The 19,425-nt window shown below is 62.6% G+C and carries 21 protein-coding genes and 1 tRNA gene; 13 read left to right on the forward strand and 9 right to left on the reverse strand.

Annotation, left to right across the window (positions count from 1 at the left end; translation table 11 throughout):
• Window positions 1-62: 62 nt before the first annotated feature.
• Window positions 63-136 (reverse strand) — tRNA-Cys (locus DMX12_RS08430).
• A 153-nt stretch (window positions 137-289) separates the two neighbouring features.
• Window positions 290-1,315 carry a protease SohB gene (sohB, locus tag DMX12_RS08435; protein ID WP_009682123.1) on the reverse strand — a complete coding sequence of 342 codons (1,026 nt, stop codon included), beginning with the start codon at window positions 1,313-1,315 and terminating at the stop codon, window positions 290-292.
• A gap of 196 nt (window positions 1,316-1,511) precedes the next feature.
• On the opposite strand from sohB, the gene DMX12_RS08440 reads away from it, so the two are divergent.
• From DMX12_RS08440 to DMX12_RS08455, 4 genes are all read left to right on the forward strand, one after another.
• Window positions 1,512-2,222: a histidine phosphatase family protein gene (locus tag DMX12_RS08440; RefSeq protein ID WP_110677112.1), complete on the forward strand. Its 711-nt coding sequence runs from the start codon at window positions 1,512-1,514 to the stop codon at window positions 2,220-2,222.
• Window positions 2,223-2,278: 56 nt separating this feature from the next.
• Window positions 2,279-2,596, forward strand: coding sequence for an SCP2 sterol-binding domain-containing protein (locus DMX12_RS08445; RefSeq protein WP_028633561.1), 318 nt, complete (start codon window positions 2,279-2,281; stop codon window positions 2,594-2,596).
• A 202-nt stretch (window positions 2,597-2,798) separates the two neighbouring features.
• The gene (locus tag DMX12_RS08450) at window positions 2,799-3,866 is read left to right on the forward strand and encodes a phosphotransferase family protein (RefSeq protein ID WP_009682120.1); all 1,068 of its coding nucleotides are present in this window, start codon (window positions 2,799-2,801) and stop codon (window positions 3,864-3,866) included.
• Between the two features lie 33 nt (window positions 3,867-3,899).
• Window positions 3,900-4,667, forward strand: a complete 768-nt coding sequence (locus DMX12_RS08455; RefSeq protein WP_054913018.1) for an SDR family oxidoreductase — start codon at window positions 3,900-3,902, stop codon at window positions 4,665-4,667.
• On the opposite strand, the gene DMX12_RS08460 is transcribed toward DMX12_RS08455, so the two are convergent.
• Window positions 4,668-5,489: a bifunctional 2-polyprenyl-6-hydroxyphenol methylase/3-demethylubiquinol 3-O-methyltransferase UbiG gene (locus tag DMX12_RS08460; protein WP_110677114.1), complete on the reverse strand. Its 822-nt coding sequence runs from the start codon at window positions 5,487-5,489 to the stop codon at window positions 4,668-4,670.
• Window positions 5,490-5,608: 119 nt separating this feature from the next.
• Window positions 5,609-5,959 carry a hypothetical protein gene (locus DMX12_RS08465; RefSeq protein ID WP_110677117.1) on the reverse strand — a complete coding sequence of 117 codons (351 nt, stop codon included), beginning with the start codon at window positions 5,957-5,959 and terminating at the stop codon, window positions 5,609-5,611.
• Between the two features lie 116 nt (window positions 5,960-6,075).
• On the opposite strand from DMX12_RS08465, the gene DMX12_RS08470 reads away from it, so the two are divergent.
• Window positions 6,076-6,366 (forward strand): RcnB family protein, encoded by a 291-nt coding sequence (locus DMX12_RS08470; RefSeq protein WP_009682115.1) that lies wholly within the window; start codon window positions 6,076-6,078, stop codon window positions 6,364-6,366.
• Window position 6,367: 1 nt separating this feature from the next.
• Here the strand turns inward: DMX12_RS08470 and DMX12_RS08475 are convergent, their stop codons facing one another.
• Entirely contained in the window at window positions 6,368-7,528 is a 1,161-nt protein-coding gene (locus DMX12_RS08475; protein ID WP_110677119.1) for a GGDEF domain-containing protein, read from the reverse strand.
• A gap of 221 nt (window positions 7,529-7,749) precedes the next feature.
• Here DMX12_RS08475 and DMX12_RS29450 point away from each other — a divergent pair, with 221 nt between their 5' ends.
• The 4 genes from DMX12_RS29450 (at window position 7,750) to DMX12_RS08490 (ending at window position 11,926) form a co-directional block, all read left to right on the forward strand.
• Window positions 7,750-7,923, forward strand: coding sequence for a hypothetical protein (locus tag DMX12_RS29450; protein WP_177411252.1), 174 nt, complete (start codon window positions 7,750-7,752; stop codon window positions 7,921-7,923).
• A 77-nt stretch (window positions 7,924-8,000) separates the two neighbouring features.
• Window positions 8,001-8,393, forward strand: a complete 393-nt coding sequence (locus tag DMX12_RS08480) for a glycine zipper domain-containing protein (protein WP_009682112.1) — start codon at window positions 8,001-8,003, stop codon at window positions 8,391-8,393.
• Between the two features lie 144 nt (window positions 8,394-8,537).
• Window positions 8,538-10,370, forward strand: a complete 1,833-nt coding sequence (locus tag DMX12_RS08485; RefSeq protein ID WP_029884999.1) for an SLC13 family permease — start codon at window positions 8,538-8,540, stop codon at window positions 10,368-10,370.
• 134 nt (window positions 10,371-10,504) lie between these two features.
• Complete coding sequence (locus DMX12_RS08490) at window positions 10,505-11,926, forward strand: GGDEF domain-containing protein (protein ID WP_110677121.1); 1,422 nt, start codon at window positions 10,505-10,507, stop codon at window positions 11,924-11,926.
• Window position 11,927: 1 nt separating this feature from the next.
• Here the strand turns inward: DMX12_RS08490 and DMX12_RS08495 are convergent, their stop codons facing one another.
• On the reverse strand, window positions 11,928-12,689 hold the full coding sequence (locus DMX12_RS08495) for a TSUP family transporter (RefSeq protein ID WP_110677123.1): 762 nt from the start codon (window positions 12,687-12,689) through the stop codon (window positions 11,928-11,930).
• A 98-nt stretch (window positions 12,690-12,787) separates the two neighbouring features.
• On the opposite strand from DMX12_RS08495, the gene DMX12_RS08500 reads away from it, so the two are divergent.
• The gene (locus tag DMX12_RS08500) at window positions 12,788-13,693 is read left to right on the forward strand and encodes a LysR family transcriptional regulator (RefSeq protein ID WP_110677125.1); all 906 of its coding nucleotides are present in this window, start codon (window positions 12,788-12,790) and stop codon (window positions 13,691-13,693) included.
• Between the two features lie 130 nt (window positions 13,694-13,823).
• On the opposite strand, the gene DMX12_RS08505 is transcribed toward DMX12_RS08500, so the two are convergent.
• On the reverse strand, window positions 13,824-14,018 hold the full coding sequence (locus DMX12_RS08505; protein WP_029885002.1) for a hypothetical protein: 195 nt from the start codon (window positions 14,016-14,018) through the stop codon (window positions 13,824-13,826).
• 410 nt (window positions 14,019-14,428) lie between these two features.
• Window positions 14,429-14,782: an SH3 domain-containing protein gene (locus DMX12_RS08510; RefSeq protein WP_029885003.1), complete on the reverse strand. Its 354-nt coding sequence runs from the start codon at window positions 14,780-14,782 to the stop codon at window positions 14,429-14,431.
• Window positions 14,783-15,277: 495 nt separating this feature from the next.
• On the opposite strand from DMX12_RS08510, the gene DMX12_RS08515 reads away from it, so the two are divergent.
• Both DMX12_RS08515 and DMX12_RS08520 read left to right on the forward strand, forming a co-directional pair.
• Window positions 15,278-15,463: a hypothetical protein gene (locus DMX12_RS08515; protein ID WP_110677127.1), complete on the forward strand. Its 186-nt coding sequence runs from the start codon at window positions 15,278-15,280 to the stop codon at window positions 15,461-15,463.
• 206 nt (window positions 15,464-15,669) lie between these two features.
• Window positions 15,670-16,887 (forward strand): amidohydrolase family protein, encoded by a 1,218-nt coding sequence (locus DMX12_RS08520; RefSeq protein ID WP_110677129.1) that lies wholly within the window; start codon window positions 15,670-15,672, stop codon window positions 16,885-16,887.
• A 25-nt stretch (window positions 16,888-16,912) separates the two neighbouring features.
• On the opposite strand, the gene DMX12_RS08525 is transcribed toward DMX12_RS08520, so the two are convergent.
• On the reverse strand, window positions 16,913-19,099 hold the full coding sequence (locus DMX12_RS08525; RefSeq protein WP_371928253.1) for a methyl-accepting chemotaxis protein: 2,187 nt from the start codon (window positions 19,097-19,099) through the stop codon (window positions 16,913-16,915).
• Here DMX12_RS08525 and DMX12_RS29455 point away from each other — a divergent pair.
• Entirely contained in the window at window positions 18,993-19,253 is a 261-nt protein-coding gene (locus tag DMX12_RS29455) for a hypothetical protein (RefSeq protein WP_177411249.1), read from the forward strand. The two genes, DMX12_RS08525 and DMX12_RS29455, sit on opposite strands and share 107 nt — an antisense overlap.
• Window positions 19,254-19,425: the final 172 nt, after the last annotated feature.

Raw genomic sequence — 19,425 nt, forward strand, 5'->3', positions numbered from 1 at the left:
CGGTATTTTCTAGCGCGCAAATAAAAACCCCGCAGACGTTAATCTGCGGGGCTTTCGAATGGTGGAGGCCGAGGTCGGAATCGAACCGGCGTAGACGGATTTGCAATCCGGAGCATAACCACTTTGCTACTCGGCCTCAAAGTCGGACATAGCAGCTTGCGCTTTGCTATCCCCTTGAAACACTGAACCTTTTTCAAAATTCGCTGCGTTTCGATGGGCGCCATTATGTCTTCATTCTTTTAACCTTGCAACCCCCTCAACGAAAAAAAATTTCAACGGGTTCAAGGTGTTAGCGCAGGCGGCCGAGTTTACTCCACAAACCCACCAAGGTGTTCTCTACCGCGCCACTGGCTGCCACGCCGATTCGCTCCTGCAGGCTTTTACGCTCGGCATAGTGCAGGTGGAACAGGTTGGCGTTGCGGGCACGTTCGCTCAGGTACTCGTCGCTGGTCTGCAAGGTATCCACCAACTGGCGGTTCAGGGCCGCCACACCTAGCCACACTTCACCGGTAGCCACTTCGTCAATGTGCAATTGCGGGCGATAGCGGGCAACGAAGTCCTTGAACAACTGGTGGGTGATGTCGAGGTCTTCCTGGAACTTCTCCCGGCCTTTCTCGGTGTTTTCGCCGAATACGGTCAAGGTGCGCTTGTATTCGCCAGCGGTCAGCACCTCGAAATCGATGTCGTGTTTCTTCAGCAAGCGATTGACGTTGGGCAATTGCGCCACCACGCCGATCGAACCCAGTACGGCGAATGGCGCACTGACGATCTTGTCGCCGATACAGGCCATCATGTAACCACCGCTGGCAGCCACCTTGTCGATGCACACGGTCAGCGGGATGCCTGCCTGGCGAATGCGCGCCAGCTGGGAGGCGGCCAGACCGTAGCTGTGCACCAGACCACCGCCGCTTTCCAGGCGCAGTACCACTTCATCGCGTGCGGTGGCGAGGGTCAGCAGCGCAGTGATTTCATTGCGCAGGCTTTCAGTGGCCGAGGCCTTGATGTCGCCATCGAAGTCCAGGACGAACACGCGGCCCTGCTCGTCGGCCTTGCCTTTGCCCTTCTTCTGTTGTTTCTCCGCCTTGGCCTGCTGCTTGCGCAGCGCCTTTAGCTGGGCCTTGTCGAGCAAGCCGGATTCCAGGCGCTCGCGCAGGTCCTTGTAGAACTCGTTCAGACGGGTGACCTGCAACTGTCCACCCGATTTGCGCCGCCCTTTGCCACGCAGCCCGGCGATGGCCGATAACACCACCAGAATGGCGATGACCAGGGTGGCGGTTTTGGCGAGAAAGCTTGCGTATTCGGCAAGAAACTCCACGTTGACTCCTTAAATACCAGCGCCATCACGGCGCGTAACTGTTGCAAGCATACCGGTGCATCTGGCGTGCTGCCAGCGTACGCAAACGCTGGCAACATCTTTCAAACAACCTTTTCAAACGCTTGTATGTTTTTCGTTGACAGCCTCAGTGCCGCGTCCTAACCTCGCAGCAACCTCCTACAGGCCGGAACCTTCCGTGGGCAACCTCTACCTGATCCGACACGGCCAAGCCTCTTTCGGTGCCGCTGACTACGACGTACTTTCGCCAGTGGGCGAACGTCAGAGCCTGGCGCTGGGCGAACACCTGGCCCAACTCGGCGTGCGGCTGGACCGCTGCGTAGCTGGGGACCTGCGCCGCCAGCAGGACACCGCGCGCCTGGCGCTGCAGGCCTTGCACACCACGGGTTGCCCGGTACCCGCTGTAGAGACCGACGTGGCGTTCAACGAGTTCGATGCCGACGGTGTTATCCGGGCCATGCTGCCTGGGCTGCTGCCGGCAGAGCCCGATGCGCTGCAGGTGCTGCGCAACGGTGCCGAGCACCGCAGCGAGTTCCAGCGCCTGTTCGCACTGATGGTGCAGCGCTGGCACGATGGCGAGCACGGCGACGATGACCTGGAAACCTGGCAGGCCTTCACCGGCCGTGTGCACGCCGGCCTGCAACGCGTGCTGGATGCAGCCGGCAGCGGCGACAACATCGCTATCTTCACCTCGGGGGGCACCATTGCTGCCCTGCTCCACCTGGTGACCCGTATCACCCCCAGCCAGGCGTTCGCGCTGAACTGGCAGATCATCAACACGTCGCTCAGCCAGCTGAAGTTTCGCGGCCGCGACGTGGCGTTGGCTTCCTTCAACAGCCAGGCCCATGTGCAGCTGTTGAGGGCGCCGGAGCTTGTCACTTACCGATAAAGCCGGCTAGTTATGTCCCTGCGGGGACGTGTAAATCACTCAATAAGGAATGCGCCATGACCTCCGTAGCTGATGCCGTCAAAAAGATGCAAGAGAAGTTCAACCCATCCGCTGCCGCCGGCCTGGACCTGGTGTTCGGCTTCAACATCACCGATGAAGACAAGCACTACGCACTGATCGTCAAGGACGGCACCTGCGCACTGCAGGAAGGTGAAAACCCGGATGCCAACTGCACCCTGGTGATGGACAGCGAAACCCTGAAGGGCATCGTCAGTGGCGAAACCGACGGCATGCAGGCCTTCATGGGCGGCAAGCTGCGCGTAGAAGGCGACATGATGTTGTCGATGAAGTTGAGCGAACTGTTCCCATCCTGAAGGCCGGGAACAGCGCATGATCGAAAACCGAAGCCTGACCGGCTTCGGTTTTTTTTTGCCTGCACCACCCATCAATGGCTGCATCAAGGCAGCTGATCGTACAGCAACACCCCCACCTATTACGCACCTGGGACGCTTGTTCCATAACGGGCAGGCCATTAGATTAGCCAATAGTTCCTGCGATCGAGAATAAGGAAAACGCATGACGCTCACCGACCAGTCCACCCAGGCACGCCCCGGCGAAGAGCTCGACGCGGGCGTCATCGATCCTTATCTGAAGGCCAACATCGCCGGCCTTGATGGCCAGCCCAGCATCAGCCAGTTTCCGGGCGGCGCTTCCAACCTCACCTACCTGGTCAGCTACCCTGGTCGCGACCTGGTGCTGCGCCGCCCGCCGTTCGGCCAGAAGGCCAAGTCCGCCCACGACATGGGCCGCGAGTTCCGCATCCTCAACCAACTGAACAGCGGCTTCCCGTACTGCCCAAAGGCCTACGTACACTGCACCGACACCAGCCTGATCGGCAGCGAATTCTATGTGATGGAACGGGTCAAGGGCGTCATCCTGCGCTCGGACATTCCGGCTGAACTCAAGCTGGATGCCGAGCGCACCGAAACCTTGTGCAAAAGCTTCATCGATCGGCTGGTCGAACTGCACCAGGTGGACTACAGCGCCTGCGGCCTGGCCGACCTGGGCAAGCCGGAAGGCTACGTGCAGCGCCAGGTAGAAGGCTGGACCAACCGTTACGAGAAGGCCCTGACACCGGATGCGCCGCACTGGCAACACGTGACCGCCTGGCTGCACGAGAAAATGCCCGCCGACCACCCGCGGCCCGGCATCGTGCACAACGATTACCGCTTCGACAACGTGATCCTCGACGCGGACAACCCTATGCGCATCATCGGTGTACTGGATTGGGAAATGGCCACCCTGGGTGACCCTTTGATGGACCTGGGCAACAGCCTCGCCTACTGGATCGAAGCCGGTGACCCGGCCCCAGTGCAACTCATGCGCCGCCAACCCAGCAATGCACCAGGGATGCTCAGCCGTCGGCAGTTCGTTGACTACTACGCCGAGCGGGCCGGAATTCGCCTGGAAAACTTCGATTTCTACTACTGCTACGGCCTGTTCCGCCTGGCCGGCATCGTCCAGCAGATCTACTACCGCTACTACCACGGCCAGACCCAGGACAAGCGCTTCGCCCAGTTCATCCACATGAACCGCTTGCTGGAACAGATGACCCTGCAGGTCATCGCCAAGTCCAGCCTTTGAGCCCCGCCCACCACGGATCACAAGGAAAACAGCATGCCCAAGACCCACCTGTTCGACCTCGATGGCAAGATTGCCTTCGTTTCCGGCGCTAGCCGTGGCATTGGCGAGGCCATTGCGCACTTGCTGGCGCAGCAAGGTGCCCACGTGATCGTTTCCAGCCGCAAGCTGGAGGGCTGCCAGCAAGTGGCGGACGCCATCACCGCTGCAGGTGGCAAGGCTACGGCGGTGGCCTGCCACATCGGTGAACTGGAGCAGATCCAGCACGTGTTTGCCGGCATCCGCGAGCAGTTCGGGCGCCTGGACGTGCTGGTCAACAACGCCGCCACCAACCCGCAATTCTGCAACGTGCTGGACACCGACCCGGGCGCCTTTCAGAAAACCGTGGACGTCAACATCCGCGGTTACTTCTTCATGTCGGTCGAGGCCGGCAAGCTGATGCGCGAGCATGGCGGCGGCAGCATCATCAACGTGGCCTCGATCAACGGGGTTTCGCCAGGCCTGTTCCAGGGTATCTATTCGGTAACCAAGGCAGCGGTCATCAACATGACCAAAGTGTTCGCCAAGGAGTGCGCCCAGTTCGGTATCCGCTGCAACGCCCTGCTGCCGGGCCTGACGGACACCAAGTTCGCCTCGGCGCTGGTGAAGAACGATGCCATTCTCAACGCGGCCTTGCAGCAGATCCCCCTCAAACGCGTGGCCGACCCCAAGGAGATGGCCGGCGCGGTGCTCTACCTGGCCAGCGATGCCTCCAGCTATACCACCGGCACCGCGCTGAACGTCGACGGTGGTTTCCTGTCCTGATCAGGCTTTGACCGCCACCAGGGTATAGCTCAGGGGCAGGCGTGCGGGCTGTTCGCGAAGGCGATACTCGCCGTCGTCGCCCTTGATCATCTGCCCTGGCAGCGCCTCCCAGGGGATGCTCTGGTGCTCGACCAGCGTGGTCAGGTGCAGGCCGTGGCTCAGCAAGGCACTGATCACCTCGCCAAGACCGTGGTTCCATTCGTGGGTTTCGCTGTGGGCCAGCCGCTGATCGGTTTCGACGTAAGTCTGGTCGCTATGCCACACCGTTGGCTCATGCTGCTCGAAATAGGGATATTCGAGCTGCAAGCGGTCCTGGTGGTCCTCGTTGACAGCCATCAGCATGGGGTGGCCATCGCGCAGGAACAGCCGCCCGCCCGGTTTCAGCAAGGCCGCGACGGTACGGGCCCAGGGCTCGATGCGAGGCAGCCAGCAGAGCGCGCCAATCCCGGTGTAGACCAGATCGAAGGTGCGCCCTGGCAGCGCCTTGTCAGCCGCGTAAACATCAGACTCGACATACTCGATAGACGTTCTGCAGCGTGCTGCCAACACCCTGGCCTCGGCCAACGAAGCGGCAGAATAGTCCAACCCGCACACCTGTGCGCCAAGGCGGGCCAGGGAGAGGGTGTCGGTGCCGATGTGGCACTGCAGGTGGATCACATCAAGGCCGTCGATATCGCCCAACAATGGCAAATCAAAACGCACGGTGTCGGACAGCCGGTCGCGGTCGCGGACGAGCTGTTCGATTGCGTAGTCCTTCGAGGCAGCATGCAGCGGGGCGCGTTCATCCCAACTGGCACGGTTGAGTTGCAGGGAATGGTCCATGGTGTCTTCCTTGAATGCGAGCAGTTGATGCTAGACGCCGCGCTCACTGGCCGACAGAACTACCTTGCAAAAAAATGTAAACCAGCTGTCTCTGTCCGCCAAAGGGTAGCCAAATACCCTTACAAGCAGGTCGCTGCCGCTGCCCGGCGCTGCAGCGCCACGCCGTCGTGCTTCTGCGCGTAGTAGTCGACCCGCGTGCCACCGGCCTGCGGGTACACGTCCACGAACGCTTCGGCTTCACGGGTATACACCGTCAAGCCGCCCTGCTTGCGCGGTTGCAGGTAGCCACTGGCATCGTCACCGAACACCCTCTCTTCCTGCCAGCTGTACTGAATGCACTGGGCCACCAGCTCTGGCGCCTTCTGCGAGTCGAGCTGCGCCGTCGGCCTGCCGCCGCGGGCAGTGTCCATGGTCGCAGCAGCACAACCAACCAGCATCAGCGCCGCAGCCATCGGCAGAATCGCACGCATGTTCCATCCTCGGGGGTTTGAAAAAGAAGCGACTCTAGCATTGGCACGCAGCGCGAGTGAATTGTCACGCGTATTCCGCTGTCGCAGACAATACAAGCCGTCATAAGGACATTGCCATGAAACTGCACTATCTACTGTTCGCCGCCCTGCCCTGCCTGCCGTTGGCTGCCACCGCTGCCCCCTCGAGCGAAGAAAGCGTCACCGCCCCGGAAACCCACAACCGCGAGCTGAAGGTCGGTGACAAAGCGCCAGACCAGTACAAGCGTGACGAGGAAGCCATCAAGAACTGGAAAGCCAAGGGCCTGCCACAACCTGAGAAGGAAAGCCACTGGGTGCGCATGGGCGATCACTATGTGCTGATACAGATTACCAACGGCGTGGTGCTGGCCATTCAGCCTGCGTCCTGATTCAACCCGCTGCGTCCAGCGCCACCATGTGCACGGTGTCGCGCCCGGCGGCCTTGGCCTGGTAAAGCGCCGCATCGGCCTGCGCCAACAGGCTGGCGGTGCTGTCTTTGCTCCCCGGCACACCGCACCACAGGCCAACGCTGAAACGTAGCTCGATGTGGTCACCGGCAAACCGGGCCGGGCTGCGCGCAATGGCCTCGCGCAGCCCTTGCACGGCAGCCAGGGCCCCGGCGCGGTCGGTAGCAGGCAGCAGCAACAGAAACTCCTCTCCACCGTAACGCCCGAGGCTATCGCCCTGGCGCAGGCGTTGCTGCAACTGGCGTACGCAATGGCACAACACTTCGTCACCGGCCAAGTGCCCATACAAGTCGTTGATGCGCTTGAAATGGTCGATATCGATCATCGCCACCGCAAGGCTCACCTGCTGCCCACGGGCGCGGTCCAGTTCGCTGGCAAAGCGCTCGAGAATCGCCCGACGGTTGAGGGTACCGGTGAGCACATCATGCAAGGCCAGGTGCTGCAGGCGCGATTCACTGCGCTCCTTGGCCATCAGCACCAGCCCGATCGAATACATCATCACCGTCACGGTGCCAATGGCTACCGAGATGCTCTGTTTCAGGTTGCTGGTGTCATAGCGCATTTCCACAGCCGTGCCATTGGCCACCGCAACCACCCGCATGCCCAGGCCCACCAGGCTGATCAGCGCACCGATCTCCAGCAGCAGGTGCGCTTTGCCCGGTCGTTCGCCATGGCGCCATGCCCAATAAAGGATCAGCGCACATTGCAACATCAGCACCAGGGTCGCCAGCAACATGCGCGGCTCCAGGGTATCGAGCAGCAGCATCAACCCCACCAGCATGAACGCCGGGATGATGAAAATGACCCGCCAGGGCACTACCCGCTCGCGCACACGGAACAAGCTGGCCGTATAGAAGGCCAGCGCCAGCGAAAGCAGGCTGTTGCCCAGCCTGTAGCTGAGCCACAAGGGGGCCTGGGCGTAAAGGGTGTAGCAGACGTAAGCCAGCGCGTGCACCAGCAACCCGCAACCGGTGAGCATCAGGTTGTCGCGGCGGTTGCCGTGCCCGACCAGCAACAGGCAGAACGCCAGGATGGTGGCAACCAAAGCAACAGCGGCGAACAAGGTAGGGGTATGCGCGATCATCATGATTCACTGAGTGGCAGAATGCCGTCTTGGCTGCGGCTTACCGTGCAGTCTAGAGCCGCCACGGGCGCCCGGCCATGACCGTACGGGACAGAACAGCAACCGAGAAGCACGTGGAAGATCGTGGATAGCACAAATTTTTGCCCGCCCAGGAAACCAAATGGATCGATCCGGGTCTCAGAAAGTGTGCGGTAAACCTTAGTGGATCAAGGACCTATCTCGTGACAAACCGTCTTGCAAGCCTTTCGCTGGTTGCTGTTGTACTGCTGACTGCAGGTTGCCACAGCCATCGCTACCATGACGACGATGGCTGGCGTAATCGCGACCGTGACCATCGCCACCACCGGCATGACCGCGACGATGACGACCGTCAATACCGCGGCGACCGCTACTAACGCCGAAGCGGCTACAGCCCCGGCTCGCCGCCGTTCAGGCGGCACCTTAACCTGGTGAAATTTTCGAGGTTCATATCATGCGTCTGACTCTGCCTTCCGTTGCCCTTGGCCTGCTGCTGTGCCAAGGCGCTTTCGCCGGTGATGGTACTGCCGCCATCGGCGGTGGCCTGGGTGGCGTACTGGGTAATGTGGTTGGTCAGCAATTAGGCGGCAAGACCGGCGCAGCCATTGGTGCTGGCGTTGGCGGCGCAGCAGGCAGTGCGGTAGGGGCTCGCAAGGGCAACCGTACCGAAGCGGCGCTGGGCGGCGGCCTGGGCTCGGCGGGCGGCTCATTGCTGGGCGGTGCAGTTGGCGGGCAGACCGGCTCGACCGTAGGCGCAGGCCTGGGTGGCGCCGCCGGGGGCGCCTTGGGCAACCATCTGGGCGACGACGACCGTGGCGGCAAGAAGCACCGCCGGCACCGTCACTGACCAGCCGAGCTGGACGGGGCCGCTGACGCCGATCGGCAGCAGCGGCCTTAAACCCTGCAGTACATCAACACCCCCTTCACCGCAAGCTGGCACACTGACTGCTACTGTCTAACGTGCCCCTGTGTGAAGGAACACCCCCTCCCCATGAACCAAGAGTTGCTTTGGGTGCTTGGCCTGCTGGCCATCGTCATTGTCCTGTTCGTCATCAACCGCCCACGCATGGACGTGGTTGCGCTGATGGTGATCCTTGCCCTGCCGCTGCTGGGCATCCTCAGCGTGGAGCAGGCACTGGCCGGCTTCAGCGACCCCAATGTGGTGCTGATCGCTGCCTTGTTCGTGATCGGCGAGGGCTTGGTCCGCACCGGCATTGCCTACCGCATTGGCGAGTGGATGAGCGAGCGGGCCGGCAACAGCGAGGCGCGCCTGCTGGTGCTGCTGATGGTGGCAGTAGCCGGCCTGGGCTCTATCATGAGTTCCACAGGCGTGGTCGCCATTTTCATCCCGGTGGTGCTGAGCATTGCCGCGCGCCTGCAGCTCTCGCCCAGCCGCCTGATGATGCCGCTGGCCTTCGCCGGCCTGATCAGCGGCATGCTCAGCCTGGTCGCCACGCCACCCAACGTAGTGGTGCACAGCGAGCTGGTACGCCATGGCCACGCCGGCTTCAGCTTCTTCAGTTTCACCCCCTTCGGCCTGGTGGTGCTGGTGCTGGGTGTCGGCTACATGCTGCTGACCCGCAACTGGCTCAATGGCGAAGTGCGCAAGGACGGCCGCGTGGAAAGCCGCCGCACCCTGCTGGACCTGGTACTGGACTACAAGCTCAACGGGCGAGAGCGGCGCCTGCGTATTCGCCCACACTCACCGCTGATCGGCCATACCCTTGGCGAACTGGAACTGCGTACGCGGCATGGCGCCAACGTGATCGGTATCGAGCGCCAGCACAAGTTCACCACCCGGGTCATCACCGCCGATTCCAACACGGTGCTGCACCAGGGCGACGTGCTGCTGCTCGACCTGTTCGCCAACCATGACAACCTGCGTAGCCTGTGCCAGACCATGCAACTGGAGCCCCTGCACTTCAAGGCGGCTTATTTCATCGACCAATCCCAGGAACTGGGCATGGCCGAGGTGTCGCTGCCGCCTGGCTCGCAGCTGATCGGTAAAAGCATCCTTGAACTGGCGTTCCGTACCCGCTATGACCTCAACGTGGTCGGCCTGCGCCGCGAGCAAGCGGCGATTGAAGACCAGTTGGTAGAAGAAAAGCTGCGCCTTGGCGACACCCTGCTGGTGGTCGGCCCGTGGAAGGCTGTGCGCCTGCTGCAGGGCAAACCCAAGGACTTCCTGGTACTGAGCCTGCCTGCAGAGATCGACCAGGTAGCACCAGCCCGCACTCGCGCACCGCAGGCGTTGCTGAGCCTGGCAGTCATGGTGGGGCTGATGGTCAGCGGCGTGGTACCTAATGTCATCGCCGCGCTGATCGGCTGCCTGCTGATGGGCGCAGGCCGTTGCATCGACATGAACAGCGCCTACCGCGCCATCCACTGGCAAAGCCTGGTGCTGATCGTGGGCATGCTGCCATTTGCCCAGGCACTGCAGAAAACCGGCGGCATCGACCTGGCCGTGGGCGGCCTGGTCAGCGTGCTGGGCGGAGCCGGCCCCAGTGCCATTCTGGCCTGCCTGTTTGCGGTTACCGCGGTGATCGGCCTGTTCATCTCCAACACCGCCACGGCCGTGCTGATGGCACCCGTTGCGGTCAGCACGGCGGCGCAGTTGGGCATGTCGCCCTACCCGTTTGCCATGACCGTGGCGCTGGCTGCATCGGCGGCGTTCATGACGCCGGTGTCTTCGCCGGTCAACACCTTGGTGCTGGGCCCGGGCCAATACCGCTTCGCCGATTTCGTCAAGATCGGTGTGCCGTTCACCGTGCTGGTGATGCTGGTCACCGTGCTGATGGTGCCGTGGTTCTTCGGCCTGCAGTAAAAACGCCAAGCATTAGCGGCAATTTGGCATTATTACGACCGGCCGCGGCAGATTGACATCAACTGCCATGACGAAACACACTGCCGAGCAAAGTCCCAGGTGCTACAAGGCGTTGTCCTGGATTTCGTCTCCGCTTGCCGGTCGAGCCCATGGTTTTCCCAGCCCCATCGCGCCTGTTGCCTTACGTTGCTCTGATATGCCTGACCTTCGGCCTTACCTTGGGCGGCATTCTTGCGCGCCCGATCGAGTCCCTGTCATTGTTCTGGCCTGTGAATGCGGTACTGGCCGGCGTGTTGCTGCGGCACCCGCGCCAAGCCACGCTGGCCGGCTTCAGCCTGGTGTGGCTGGCCATGGTCGGCGCCGACCTGCTGTGCGGAAGCGCCTGGCTGCCCGCACTGTGGTTCAACCTGTGCAACCTGGGTCTCGTGGTCACTCTCTGGCTGCTGCTATCGCGCCTGCCCCGTGTGCACCGGCGCTTGCGCACCCCCCAGGGTGTACTCAGCGTGTTCGCCGCCTGTGCCGCCGGCGCCGTGGTCGCGGCCAGCATGGCAGCAGCCATGGCCGCGCCCTGGTTTGAACAGTCCCTTGGCGCCACCTGGCGGGCGTGGTTCAGCGAACAGTTCTCGACCAGCGTGCTGATCCTGCCCGTGCTGCTCACTGCACCCTCGATGCGAGCCCTTATACGCGGTGGCGCGCAGCCTGTACGGCTGGCACCGCTGCTGGGGCTGCTGGCCTCACTGGCGTTCAGCATTGCCTTCGGCGGCCCTGGCGCCATCGCCTTCCCCATCGCCGCACTGCTGTGGTGTGCCTGGACCTACTCGCCGTTTCTGGTGTCGCTGCTGGCGCTTACCGCTGGGAGTACGCTGATCGTGGCCGTGGCACAAAACCTCATGCATTTCAGCGTGCCGCAAAGTGCGCCGGGGGTGACGACACTGTTGTCCGCGCGCCTGGGCATTGCCATGCTGGTGCTCGGGCCGCTGGTGGTGGCCTGCGTCAGCCAGGCCAACCGCAGCCTCATGGCCCGCCTGGCCCACCAGGCCACCATCGACCACCTCACCGGCGCGCTCTCCCGCAGCGCCTTCACCCGCCGCGCGAACGCGCTGCTGGACAGCCGGCAGCAGGCCCAGGCACTGCCACTGACCCTGATGATGCTGGACATCGACCATTTCAAGTCGATCAACGACGCCCATGGCCATGCCGTGGGCGACCAGGTGTTGCGCCAGTTCGCCGGCGCCCTGCAAGACCAGTTGCACAACAATGAACTGTTTGCCCGCCTGGGCGGCGAGGAGTTCGTCGTGGTGATGCCAGGCCTTGCGCCCGAGCGGGCCACGTTCGCCGCCGAACGGCTGCGCCGTGCCGTGCAGGACCTGCACGTGGTCCAGGGCGACAAATGCCTGCAAATTACGGTCAGCATTGGCGTGGCCGGCTGCGAAGCGCACATGCCGTCACCCAGCCTGGACCTGCTGCTGGCCAGCGCCGACCAGGCGCTGTACCGGGCCAAGGCCCACGGCCGCAACTGTGTGGAGCATGCCGACCCGCAGCGCCAGGTGGTGTGAGTCAGCCGACGAACACATCCCACGACAGCTTGGCGACCAGCACGCACAACAGCACCAGGAACAGCCCGCGAACGAAGCCCGCGCCCTTGCGCACGGCCAGCCAGGTGCCAGTCAACGCGCCAAGGATATTGCACAGGGCCATGGGCAGGGCAATGGCGTACAGCACGTTGCCCGACGGCACGAAAAACACCAGCGCCGCCAGGTTGGTGGCAATGTTCACGACTTTGGCCGAGGCCGATGCGTGCAGGAAATCCAGGGCGAAGAAGCGGATGAACAGGAAGATCAGGAAGCTGCCGGTGCCAGGGCCGAACAGGCCATCGTAGAAACCGATCGCCCCACCGATCAGCACTGCCAGGCATTGCTCCTTGCGGCCGATCAGGGCCGGTTTGTGCAGGGTGCCGAAGTCTTTCTTGCAGAACGTGTACACCGCCATCAGCACGATCAGCACCAACACCGCCGGGCGCATTACCCCCGGTGGCAGCAGCGACACCGTGGCAGCACCGGCGAACGACATGACAAAGGCGCTGACCGCCGCGGGCACGATCAAGCCCCAGTCCAACGTGACCTTGCGGATGAACGAACGCGCTGCGAAGGCCGTGCCACACACCGAAGCCAGCTTGTTGCTGCCTAGCAATGCCGCCGGTTGCGCGGTGGGTAGCACGTTGAACAACGCGGGAATCTGGATCAAGCCGCCGCCGCCCACGGCCGCATCGATCAGGCCGGCGGCAAAGGCGAATACAGAAAGTACAGCGATATCCATCATGACGCGGTTCCAGGCAGTGGGTACAGGTGCAAGGCTAACCAAAAGGGCGTGGCTGTGTTGAAATGCCATATTGCGAAAACTGCAACAAGGAGCAGCGCATGGCATTGGACATGCTGCGGGAAATTCAGGCGTTCGTCAGCGTCGCGCACAAGCGCAGTTTTGTCGCCGCGGCCCGGGCGTTAGGGCGTTCGCACAGCGCGGTTACACGCGCGGTGCAAACCCTGGAAGACAACGCCGGGAGCAAGTTGCTGAACCGCAACGCCAATGCGGTCACCCTGACCGCAGCGGGCGAACGCTTGCTGCCGCACGCCGAGCGCTTGCTGGATGTGCAACGTGATGCAGCCGACGAACTGGCTGCGCTCAGCGGGAACGCACAAGGCTGGATCCGCTTCGCCGTGCCGCAACTGTTGGCCGAACACCTGTTGCCCCAGGTGCTCGCGGATTTTTCCCGTCGCCACCCCCAAGTCACGCTGGATGTGCAGTACAGCGACGAAGCGCTCGACCCACTGCTGGGCAAGTTGGATTTCGCAGTACGCGGCGCCTTCCCGCAGTCCAGCGAACTGATCGGCTACCCGCTTTGGCCCTACCAGCGGCACTTGTATGCGAGCCCGGCGTACCTGGCCTTGGCCGGTACGCCGGCGCATCCCGAACAGCTGGAAGGCCACTCGCTTATCCTGCATACCGCACCGCGCATCCTCAAAGCCTGGCACTTTTGCCGCGATGGCCAGATCACCAGCGTGCGGCCCAGGCCGCGGTTGCGCCTGGCCTCGGGTACTGCGGTGTACCACGGCGCCCTGGCGGGTGCCGGTATCGCGCGCCTGGCAGCCTGGGTAGGCGAGGCGCAGGTCAAGGCCGGGCGCCTGGTGCGGGTATGCGCGCCATACCGCCTGACCTCCAGCACTGGCCAGGACCCGCAGATGCACGCGGTATACCCGGCTGGCGAGCTGCCCGCCCGGGTGCGCGACTTGCTGATAGCGCTGCGCCAGGCCGGCCGGGCGCCATGAACAGCCCTTCGAAAAGGCTGTTCAATTTCTGCTCAATTTAACAGAGCCCGCCACCGGCATGGCTTACAGCACTTTATCCACAGACCTACCCACGTTTTTTGTGGACAGATTTCCCAACGCAAAGAATGACTTATCCCACACCCAGCAATGCCGCATTGGCCAGCTTTACCAGCTCGATCCACTCTGACGTGCTGATATCCCCAGCCTGCTCCAGCGCTTGTGCATTGCGCAGCGCCTGCTCGTAACCCTGCTCATCCAACGTGCCCTCGGCGAGGAAACGGCTACGCCACTCCAGCGCGGCGCAGGCGCCTTTCTTGCATTCCATTAATGTGTCGACTCCCAGCGGAAAAGGCCGACCCGAATGAGCGGCGGCGGGAGACTACACGAGGTATTAATGCTTGAAAATGCCATGCAGCGACCGCTGGTCCAGCGATGCTGACGAAGGGAATAGTGGCCATTTGCCAGGAAATTGGGCCCGAGCTTGAGGTAGACGGGCCGCGCAGAAAAAACCGATCACCCTCAGCTTGGCGGAATGGTGCCAAGTAGACCGATCAGAATAGTGAGTAGCAGAAAACCCCCCAGGAACAGCGCCAGCTTGCCCATTGGAACCTCGACAGTTGTGAAGCGGGAATGGGCGTATTGTCGGGCCTGGGCTGATACGGTTACAGATTCAGGTTGGTGCAAAAAAAGCGTATCAGATGCAGCGCACGACACGTGGCAGCGTTGGGGCGCCCCTCAGCCCAATTGCTGAAGCTTCTCTGCCGGTAACCAGCCCAGCTCGCCGTTGCCATGGCGCCGACACCACAGCCACCCATTGAGCGGCCGCACCATCTGCACCAGTTGCCCCGGGTCGGCGTCCAGTTCGTGCGCACAGTAATGATCGAGCGCCCGCCCCTGGCAAACGCTGAGCCGTTCAATCAGCTGCGCGGGCACCCAGCCGGGCTCCTGGCCGGTGCAACTGCACAAATACCAGTCCTGCCAGCCAGGCTCGCCTTCATAGCGCGGGCCAATCTCCAGCAAAGTGCCTTTGGCAAAGCGGATAGGCCGCGGGTACTCACTGCGGTGGGATTCGATCACGACGTAGTGCATGGGCCTCTCCTTGGCCGGAAAACCTTCGCGCCAGGCTCAGGCGGCAGATACCGCCCGTCATCGGCGCATGTATGGGGCGACAACGGCAATGATACATACCAAATGCCACGGTGTTTCCTGCGGCATGCAGAGCATTGTGACAGCCCCTGTTTTGCAGAAGTTGCACCGGCCCGGGGTAGGTCCCGCGCAGGTCGCTGAAGGCCCGGCACCTGCTGGCTGTGCAAGGTAAGTGCAACATAACATTTCCAAAGCTGATCGAGCCCTGCGCAGTGGGCCTGCCGAGGGAGAACCGGCCCAACCCAGCGGATACCGGATGCCAGACGGCACGTGGCGACATATACAGAAATGCATCTTGTAGGAAAATTTACCGCTCAATGTAGGAAATACCGCGAACACCAGATTTTCCTGTATGAAACATCAGTTTCTAGAGGTAATTCGAGCTGCTACGGTCCATGTTTCCTACAACGGCACGGAAGCCCACAGTGTGAGAAGCCCATGGACCCTTTCAACGCTTCAGCCCTGAAACTGCAGAAAAACCTGCTGAACCTGCGCATTGAGCGGGACCGCCTGAGAAGTGCGGGCAAACACCAGGAAGCTGATCAACTTGCCCAGTCTATCGCGCAACTGGAGGCGGCTCTGCAGCAGTTGCCAGATGACCTCAAACCAAACACCTTGCAGTAAGAATACCCACGCGGTGCCCCCAGCCGGTGAAGCCTGCCGGGCTGAAAAGCGCGGCCTGGGGGCCCGCACAACGATCCCCTGCGGCCGGCTGACGCTGCCCCGCATCCACAATTCCACTGGCCTTGATCCTATTAATTAATTGGAGGCAAGCGCTCATCCGCCTTACCGTGGCAAGCCACCAAGCCCCAGTAGAAAAGGCCAGTTCCATGAACGACCGTGAGTTCATCAATGCCATCGATGCCGATGGCCTGCCCCTGCACATTGCCGTCAGCAACGGCCGCATCAGCCACATTGGCGCGCAGCGCGCCGGCACCCCGGCCCGCGAAACGATCGACCTGGAAGGCTTGCTGGTATTGCCGGGTTTCGTTGATGGCCACATTCACCTGGACAAGAGCTTCGTGGGTGATCGCTGGCGCCCGCACCAACCTGTCGCCAGCCTGCGCGAGCGCCTGGCCGTGGAAAAACGTGAGCTGGCAAGCGCACCGCCCATCATCGAGCGCGCCGACGCGCTGATGCGTCAGGCAGCTGCGTACGGCACCTTGGCCATGCGTTGCCATGTGGACGTGGACGCCACCACGGGCCTGAGTCACCTGCACGCCATGCTCGAAGCCCGAGACAACTGGAAACACCTGCTCGACATCGAGCTGGTGGCCTTCCCCCAGGCCGGCGTGGTCACCAGCCCTGGCACCGCCCAGGTCATGGAGGCCGCTATCGGCGAAGGGGCTCAGGTGGTTGGCGGCATCGACCCCACCACCTTGGACGGCGACGCTGACGCCCAGCTGGATATCGTCTTCGGCATCGCTGAGCGGCATGGCGTTAAAGTCGATATCCACCTGCATGAACCCGGCGATATCTGCATCGCCCAACTTCAGCGCATTGCCGCGCGCACCCAGGCCCTGGGCATGCAAGGCCTGGTTGCGGTCAGCCACGCCTACGGCCTGGGCGACGTCACCGACGCGGTGGTCGACCACACCGCCGAAGCGTTGGCGGGCGCAGGTATCTCGATCATGACCAATGCCCCGGGCGACCGTGCCTTTCCGCCGGTGCTGCGCTTGCGCGCCGGGGGTGTGCAGGTGTTCACCGGCAACGACAACATCCAGGATGCCTGGTGGCCGTATGGCAATGGCGACATGCTGCAGCGGGCGATGCTGGTCGGTTACCGCTCGGGGTTCAACACCGACGAAGAGCTGCGGGTGGCGCTGCAGATGGCGACCGAGGCCAGTGCTGCGGTCATGGGCAAGCAGGATTACGGCCTGCACCTGGGTAACGAGGCCAGCTTCGTGTTGTTGAGGGCGCCCAATGCGGCGGCCGCGGTGGCGGCTGCCATTCATGAACGGGTGATCGTCCGCCACGGCGCGTTCTGGGGCGGGCCTGCACAGGTGCACCTGCAGGCTGGCCAGTTCGCTGCCGAACTGCGGCGCTGACAACAGCCCTGGCCGGCTTCGGCACTCAAGCGGCAGCCGCCCGTTTGCCCTCTTCGCTGGTCTCGAACTGCCCGACCAGCTTCTGCAACTTGCCGGCATCCACCCGCACCTTCTGCGCACTGCTCTGCAACACCACCGCAGTCTGGCGCATCTCGTGGGAAGACTGGTTGACCTGCTCGATGGTCTTGCCATATTCCAGGCTGCGCCGGTTGAGCTGCTGGATGATCGCGAACATACCCTCCACCGCCTGGTGCAGTTGCACGTTTTCGGACGAGGCGTCCTCGGCCAGGCGCAGGCTGCTGTCCACGTCCTGCACGCCCCGCTCCATGAAACTCACGGCCTGACGGGTCTCACCCTGCAGGCTCTCGACCATGGTGCGTATGTCATCGGCAGCCCGCGCCGTTCGCGCCGCCAGGCTGCGCACCTCGTCGGCCACCACGGCAAAACCACGGCCGTGCTCGCCAGCGCGCGCCGCCTCGATCGCAGCATTGAGCGCCAACAGGTTGGTCTGGTTGGTAATGTCACTGATCAACCCGGTGATGTTGTCGATCTCGACCATGCGGCTGTCAAGGCGTTGCACACTGGAGGACGAGCGCGCCACCACGTCGCGGATCGACTGCGTACCGGCCTGCACCGCCTGGAACTGCTCCCGGGCGCGGGTGACCACTTCGTCCATGGCCTGCTTCATCTGCTCGGCGCTGACCGAGGCCTGCTGCAATTCGCCCAACTGCTCTTCCATGATGATCATCATCTGATGCACGGCCTCGGCCACGTCAGCCGAAGTGACGCTGGCATCCTGGCTACGGCCCAGCATCATCTGGTTGGTGACGCCCACCGTGTGGCTGGCCTTGACCACCTGCCCTATCACTGCATCCAGGCGGTCGATGAAGCTGTTGATCCAGCGGGCCATGTCGCCGCTTTCATCGTTACCCACCGTGTGGGTATCCAGCCGCTGGCGCAGGTTGCCCTCACCCTCGGCGATGGTCCGCAGCACATTGCTCATGCCATTGAGGCGCGCCGCCACACGGCGCGGCCCGAGCATGCCGAACAGCACCGCGGCGGCGAGCATGGCCAAGGCTTCGACCACCTCGTTCAGGCCCTGCGGCAGGCCCGCGTAGTGCTGCACCAGGTAGTTGCAACCGAACAGGCCGACCATCGTCGCAAGGTAGGGCTTCATCAAGCCATAACTGAGCGAGCGGCGCCGGTACACTTCCTCGAGGTCTGCCTCGCACATCATTCCCCAGCGGTCCGGCGAGCCCGGCAGCTGGAAGGTCACGCCCTTGCCCACCACTGGCACATGGCGGTAGTCGGAATACCCGGGGTAGGTAACGAACACATTGGCGCCGCAACGGATGGTTTCGCGTACCCCCGGGTGCAGCTCGCGGGTGGATGGGTCGGTGAAACGCAGCTCCAGCTCGGTATGGCGCTGCACCTGCACGGTGCCCCACGCGGTGTGAACGCCGTTTTTCAGGTTCTCGCCGTGGGTGAAGGTGGCATCCTCGAAACGCGAGCGCGACAACGCCGTACCCGGCTGGATCGTCGGGTCGAAGCGCGACTGCGCCATGAACAGGTAGTTGTCACCCGATTCGGCGTAAATATGCCCGGCCTCGCGCTGGATCAGATCGCCCAGCACATCGTTGGGTACGCGACCACAGAGGCAACCCACGACGTTGCCGGTAACCTTCACAGGCTGGTAGAACATCAGGGTTACCTCATCGTGAAAGCTCGAAGAGGACGGGCCGATGCTCAAGGTCAGCGGGTCGCAATAGGGGCCGTGCAAAAATGGCGCCTTCAGCCCCTGCGCCAGCGCACGGGTGTGCTCGATGGGCGCTGTTGCCCGTTGCGGCCAGGTCGAGGCAAGCACCTTGCCAGTGGGGTCGACGACGAACAGCTCGGAGAAGTCCTCGGCCTGGGCCAGCTTGTCCTGCAATTGCGCGCTGCACAGCCGGTCGAAGCCGGGGGCCAGTTGCTCGGCCAGCTCGGCCAGGTGCTCCCATTGTTCGTGCGCCCACTCCTGCAGCAAACGGACGCGGGTCTGGGCAATGGCCTCGAAGGTTTGCTCGATTTGCGGATAATTTGCCCGGTTCAAGTGACATGCCCAGCCCATGCTGAACTTGCCGGTTCTGCCAAACCAGGGCAGCCAGCCCTTCTCTTGGGATGACAACTGCATAGAAGCACTGGAAAGCGACATTATCTTCACCATAAGCGACATCGAATGGCAATTTGATAGCAAGTCGCAGGCCAATAGAGGCATCGGGGTAGAATCACGGTTTACCACCGCATCCCGCCCGCTTAGGGTGCAAAAACACGCCAGTCTGGTGGCGGATTGCACCATGCAGGGGCAAAGGGAGGCGCCAAGCCCCTGAGCGCACGCGACTGCACCGCCGTTCGGGGTGCTCGCAGATCGCACAACAGTTCGATAATCGCACGAATTCCGCCAAACCCCCTCTACTGTAGCCCTGTCTTGCGGCACGCTATGGCCAAAGTCAGCAAGCAATTGCACATGCTGACAGGCCAATCGCTTTACAGGCGCCGGCC

The organism is Pseudomonas sp. MB-090624 (genome assembly GCF_003205245.1).
Taxonomy (GTDB): Bacteria; Pseudomonadota; Gammaproteobacteria; order Pseudomonadales; family Pseudomonadaceae; genus Aquipseudomonas; species Aquipseudomonas juntendi.

Coding starts and splice junctions, on each gene's coding strand:
- DMX12_RS08455 (WP_054913018.1), top strand. CDS start 3,900: ATGCCCAAGACCCACCTGTTCGACCTCGATGGCAAGATTGCCTTCGTT.
- DMX12_RS08480 (WP_009682112.1), top strand. CDS start 8,001: ATGCGTCTGACTCTGCCTTCCGTTGCCCTTGGCCTGCTGCTGTGCCAA.
- DMX12_RS08515 (WP_110677127.1), top strand. CDS start 15,278: ATGGACCCTTTCAACGCTTCAGCCCTGAAACTGCAGAAAAACCTGCTG.
- DMX12_RS08495 (WP_110677123.1), bottom strand. CDS start 12,689: ATGATGGATATCGCTGTACTTTCTGTATTCGCCTTTGCCGCCGGCCTG.
- DMX12_RS08510 (WP_029885003.1), bottom strand. CDS start 14,782: ATGCACTACGTCGTGATCGAATCCCACCGCAGTGAGTACCCGCGGCCT.
- DMX12_RS08460 (WP_110677114.1), bottom strand. CDS start 5,489: ATGGACCATTCCCTGCAACTCAACCGTGCCAGTTGGGATGAACGCGCC.
- DMX12_RS08450 (WP_009682120.1), top strand. CDS start 2,799: ATGACGCTCACCGACCAGTCCACCCAGGCACGCCCCGGCGAAGAGCTC.
- DMX12_RS29455 (WP_177411249.1), top strand. CDS start 18,993: ATGCTGAACTTGCCGGTTCTGCCAAACCAGGGCAGCCAGCCCTTCTCT.
- DMX12_RS08500 (WP_110677125.1), top strand. CDS start 12,788: ATGGCATTGGACATGCTGCGGGAAATTCAGGCGTTCGTCAGCGTCGCG.
- DMX12_RS08470 (WP_009682115.1), top strand. CDS start 6,076: ATGAAACTGCACTATCTACTGTTCGCCGCCCTGCCCTGCCTGCCGTTG.
- DMX12_RS08465 (WP_110677117.1), bottom strand. CDS start 5,959: ATGCGTGCGATTCTGCCGATGGCTGCGGCGCTGATGCTGGTTGGTTGT.
- DMX12_RS08505 (WP_029885002.1), bottom strand. CDS start 14,018: ATGGAATGCAAGAAAGGCGCCTGCGCCGCGCTGGAGTGGCGTAGCCGT.
- DMX12_RS08520 (WP_110677129.1), top strand. CDS start 15,670: ATGAACGACCGTGAGTTCATCAATGCCATCGATGCCGATGGCCTGCCC.
- DMX12_RS08485 (WP_029884999.1), top strand. CDS start 8,538: ATGAACCAAGAGTTGCTTTGGGTGCTTGGCCTGCTGGCCATCGTCATT.
- DMX12_RS08525 (WP_371928253.1), bottom strand. CDS start 19,099: ATGTCGCTTATGGTGAAGATAATGTCGCTTTCCAGTGCTTCTATGCAG.
- DMX12_RS08475 (WP_110677119.1), bottom strand. CDS start 7,528: ATGATCGCGCATACCCCTACCTTGTTCGCCGCTGTTGCTTTGGTTGCC.
- DMX12_RS08445 (WP_028633561.1), top strand. CDS start 2,279: ATGACCTCCGTAGCTGATGCCGTCAAAAAGATGCAAGAGAAGTTCAAC.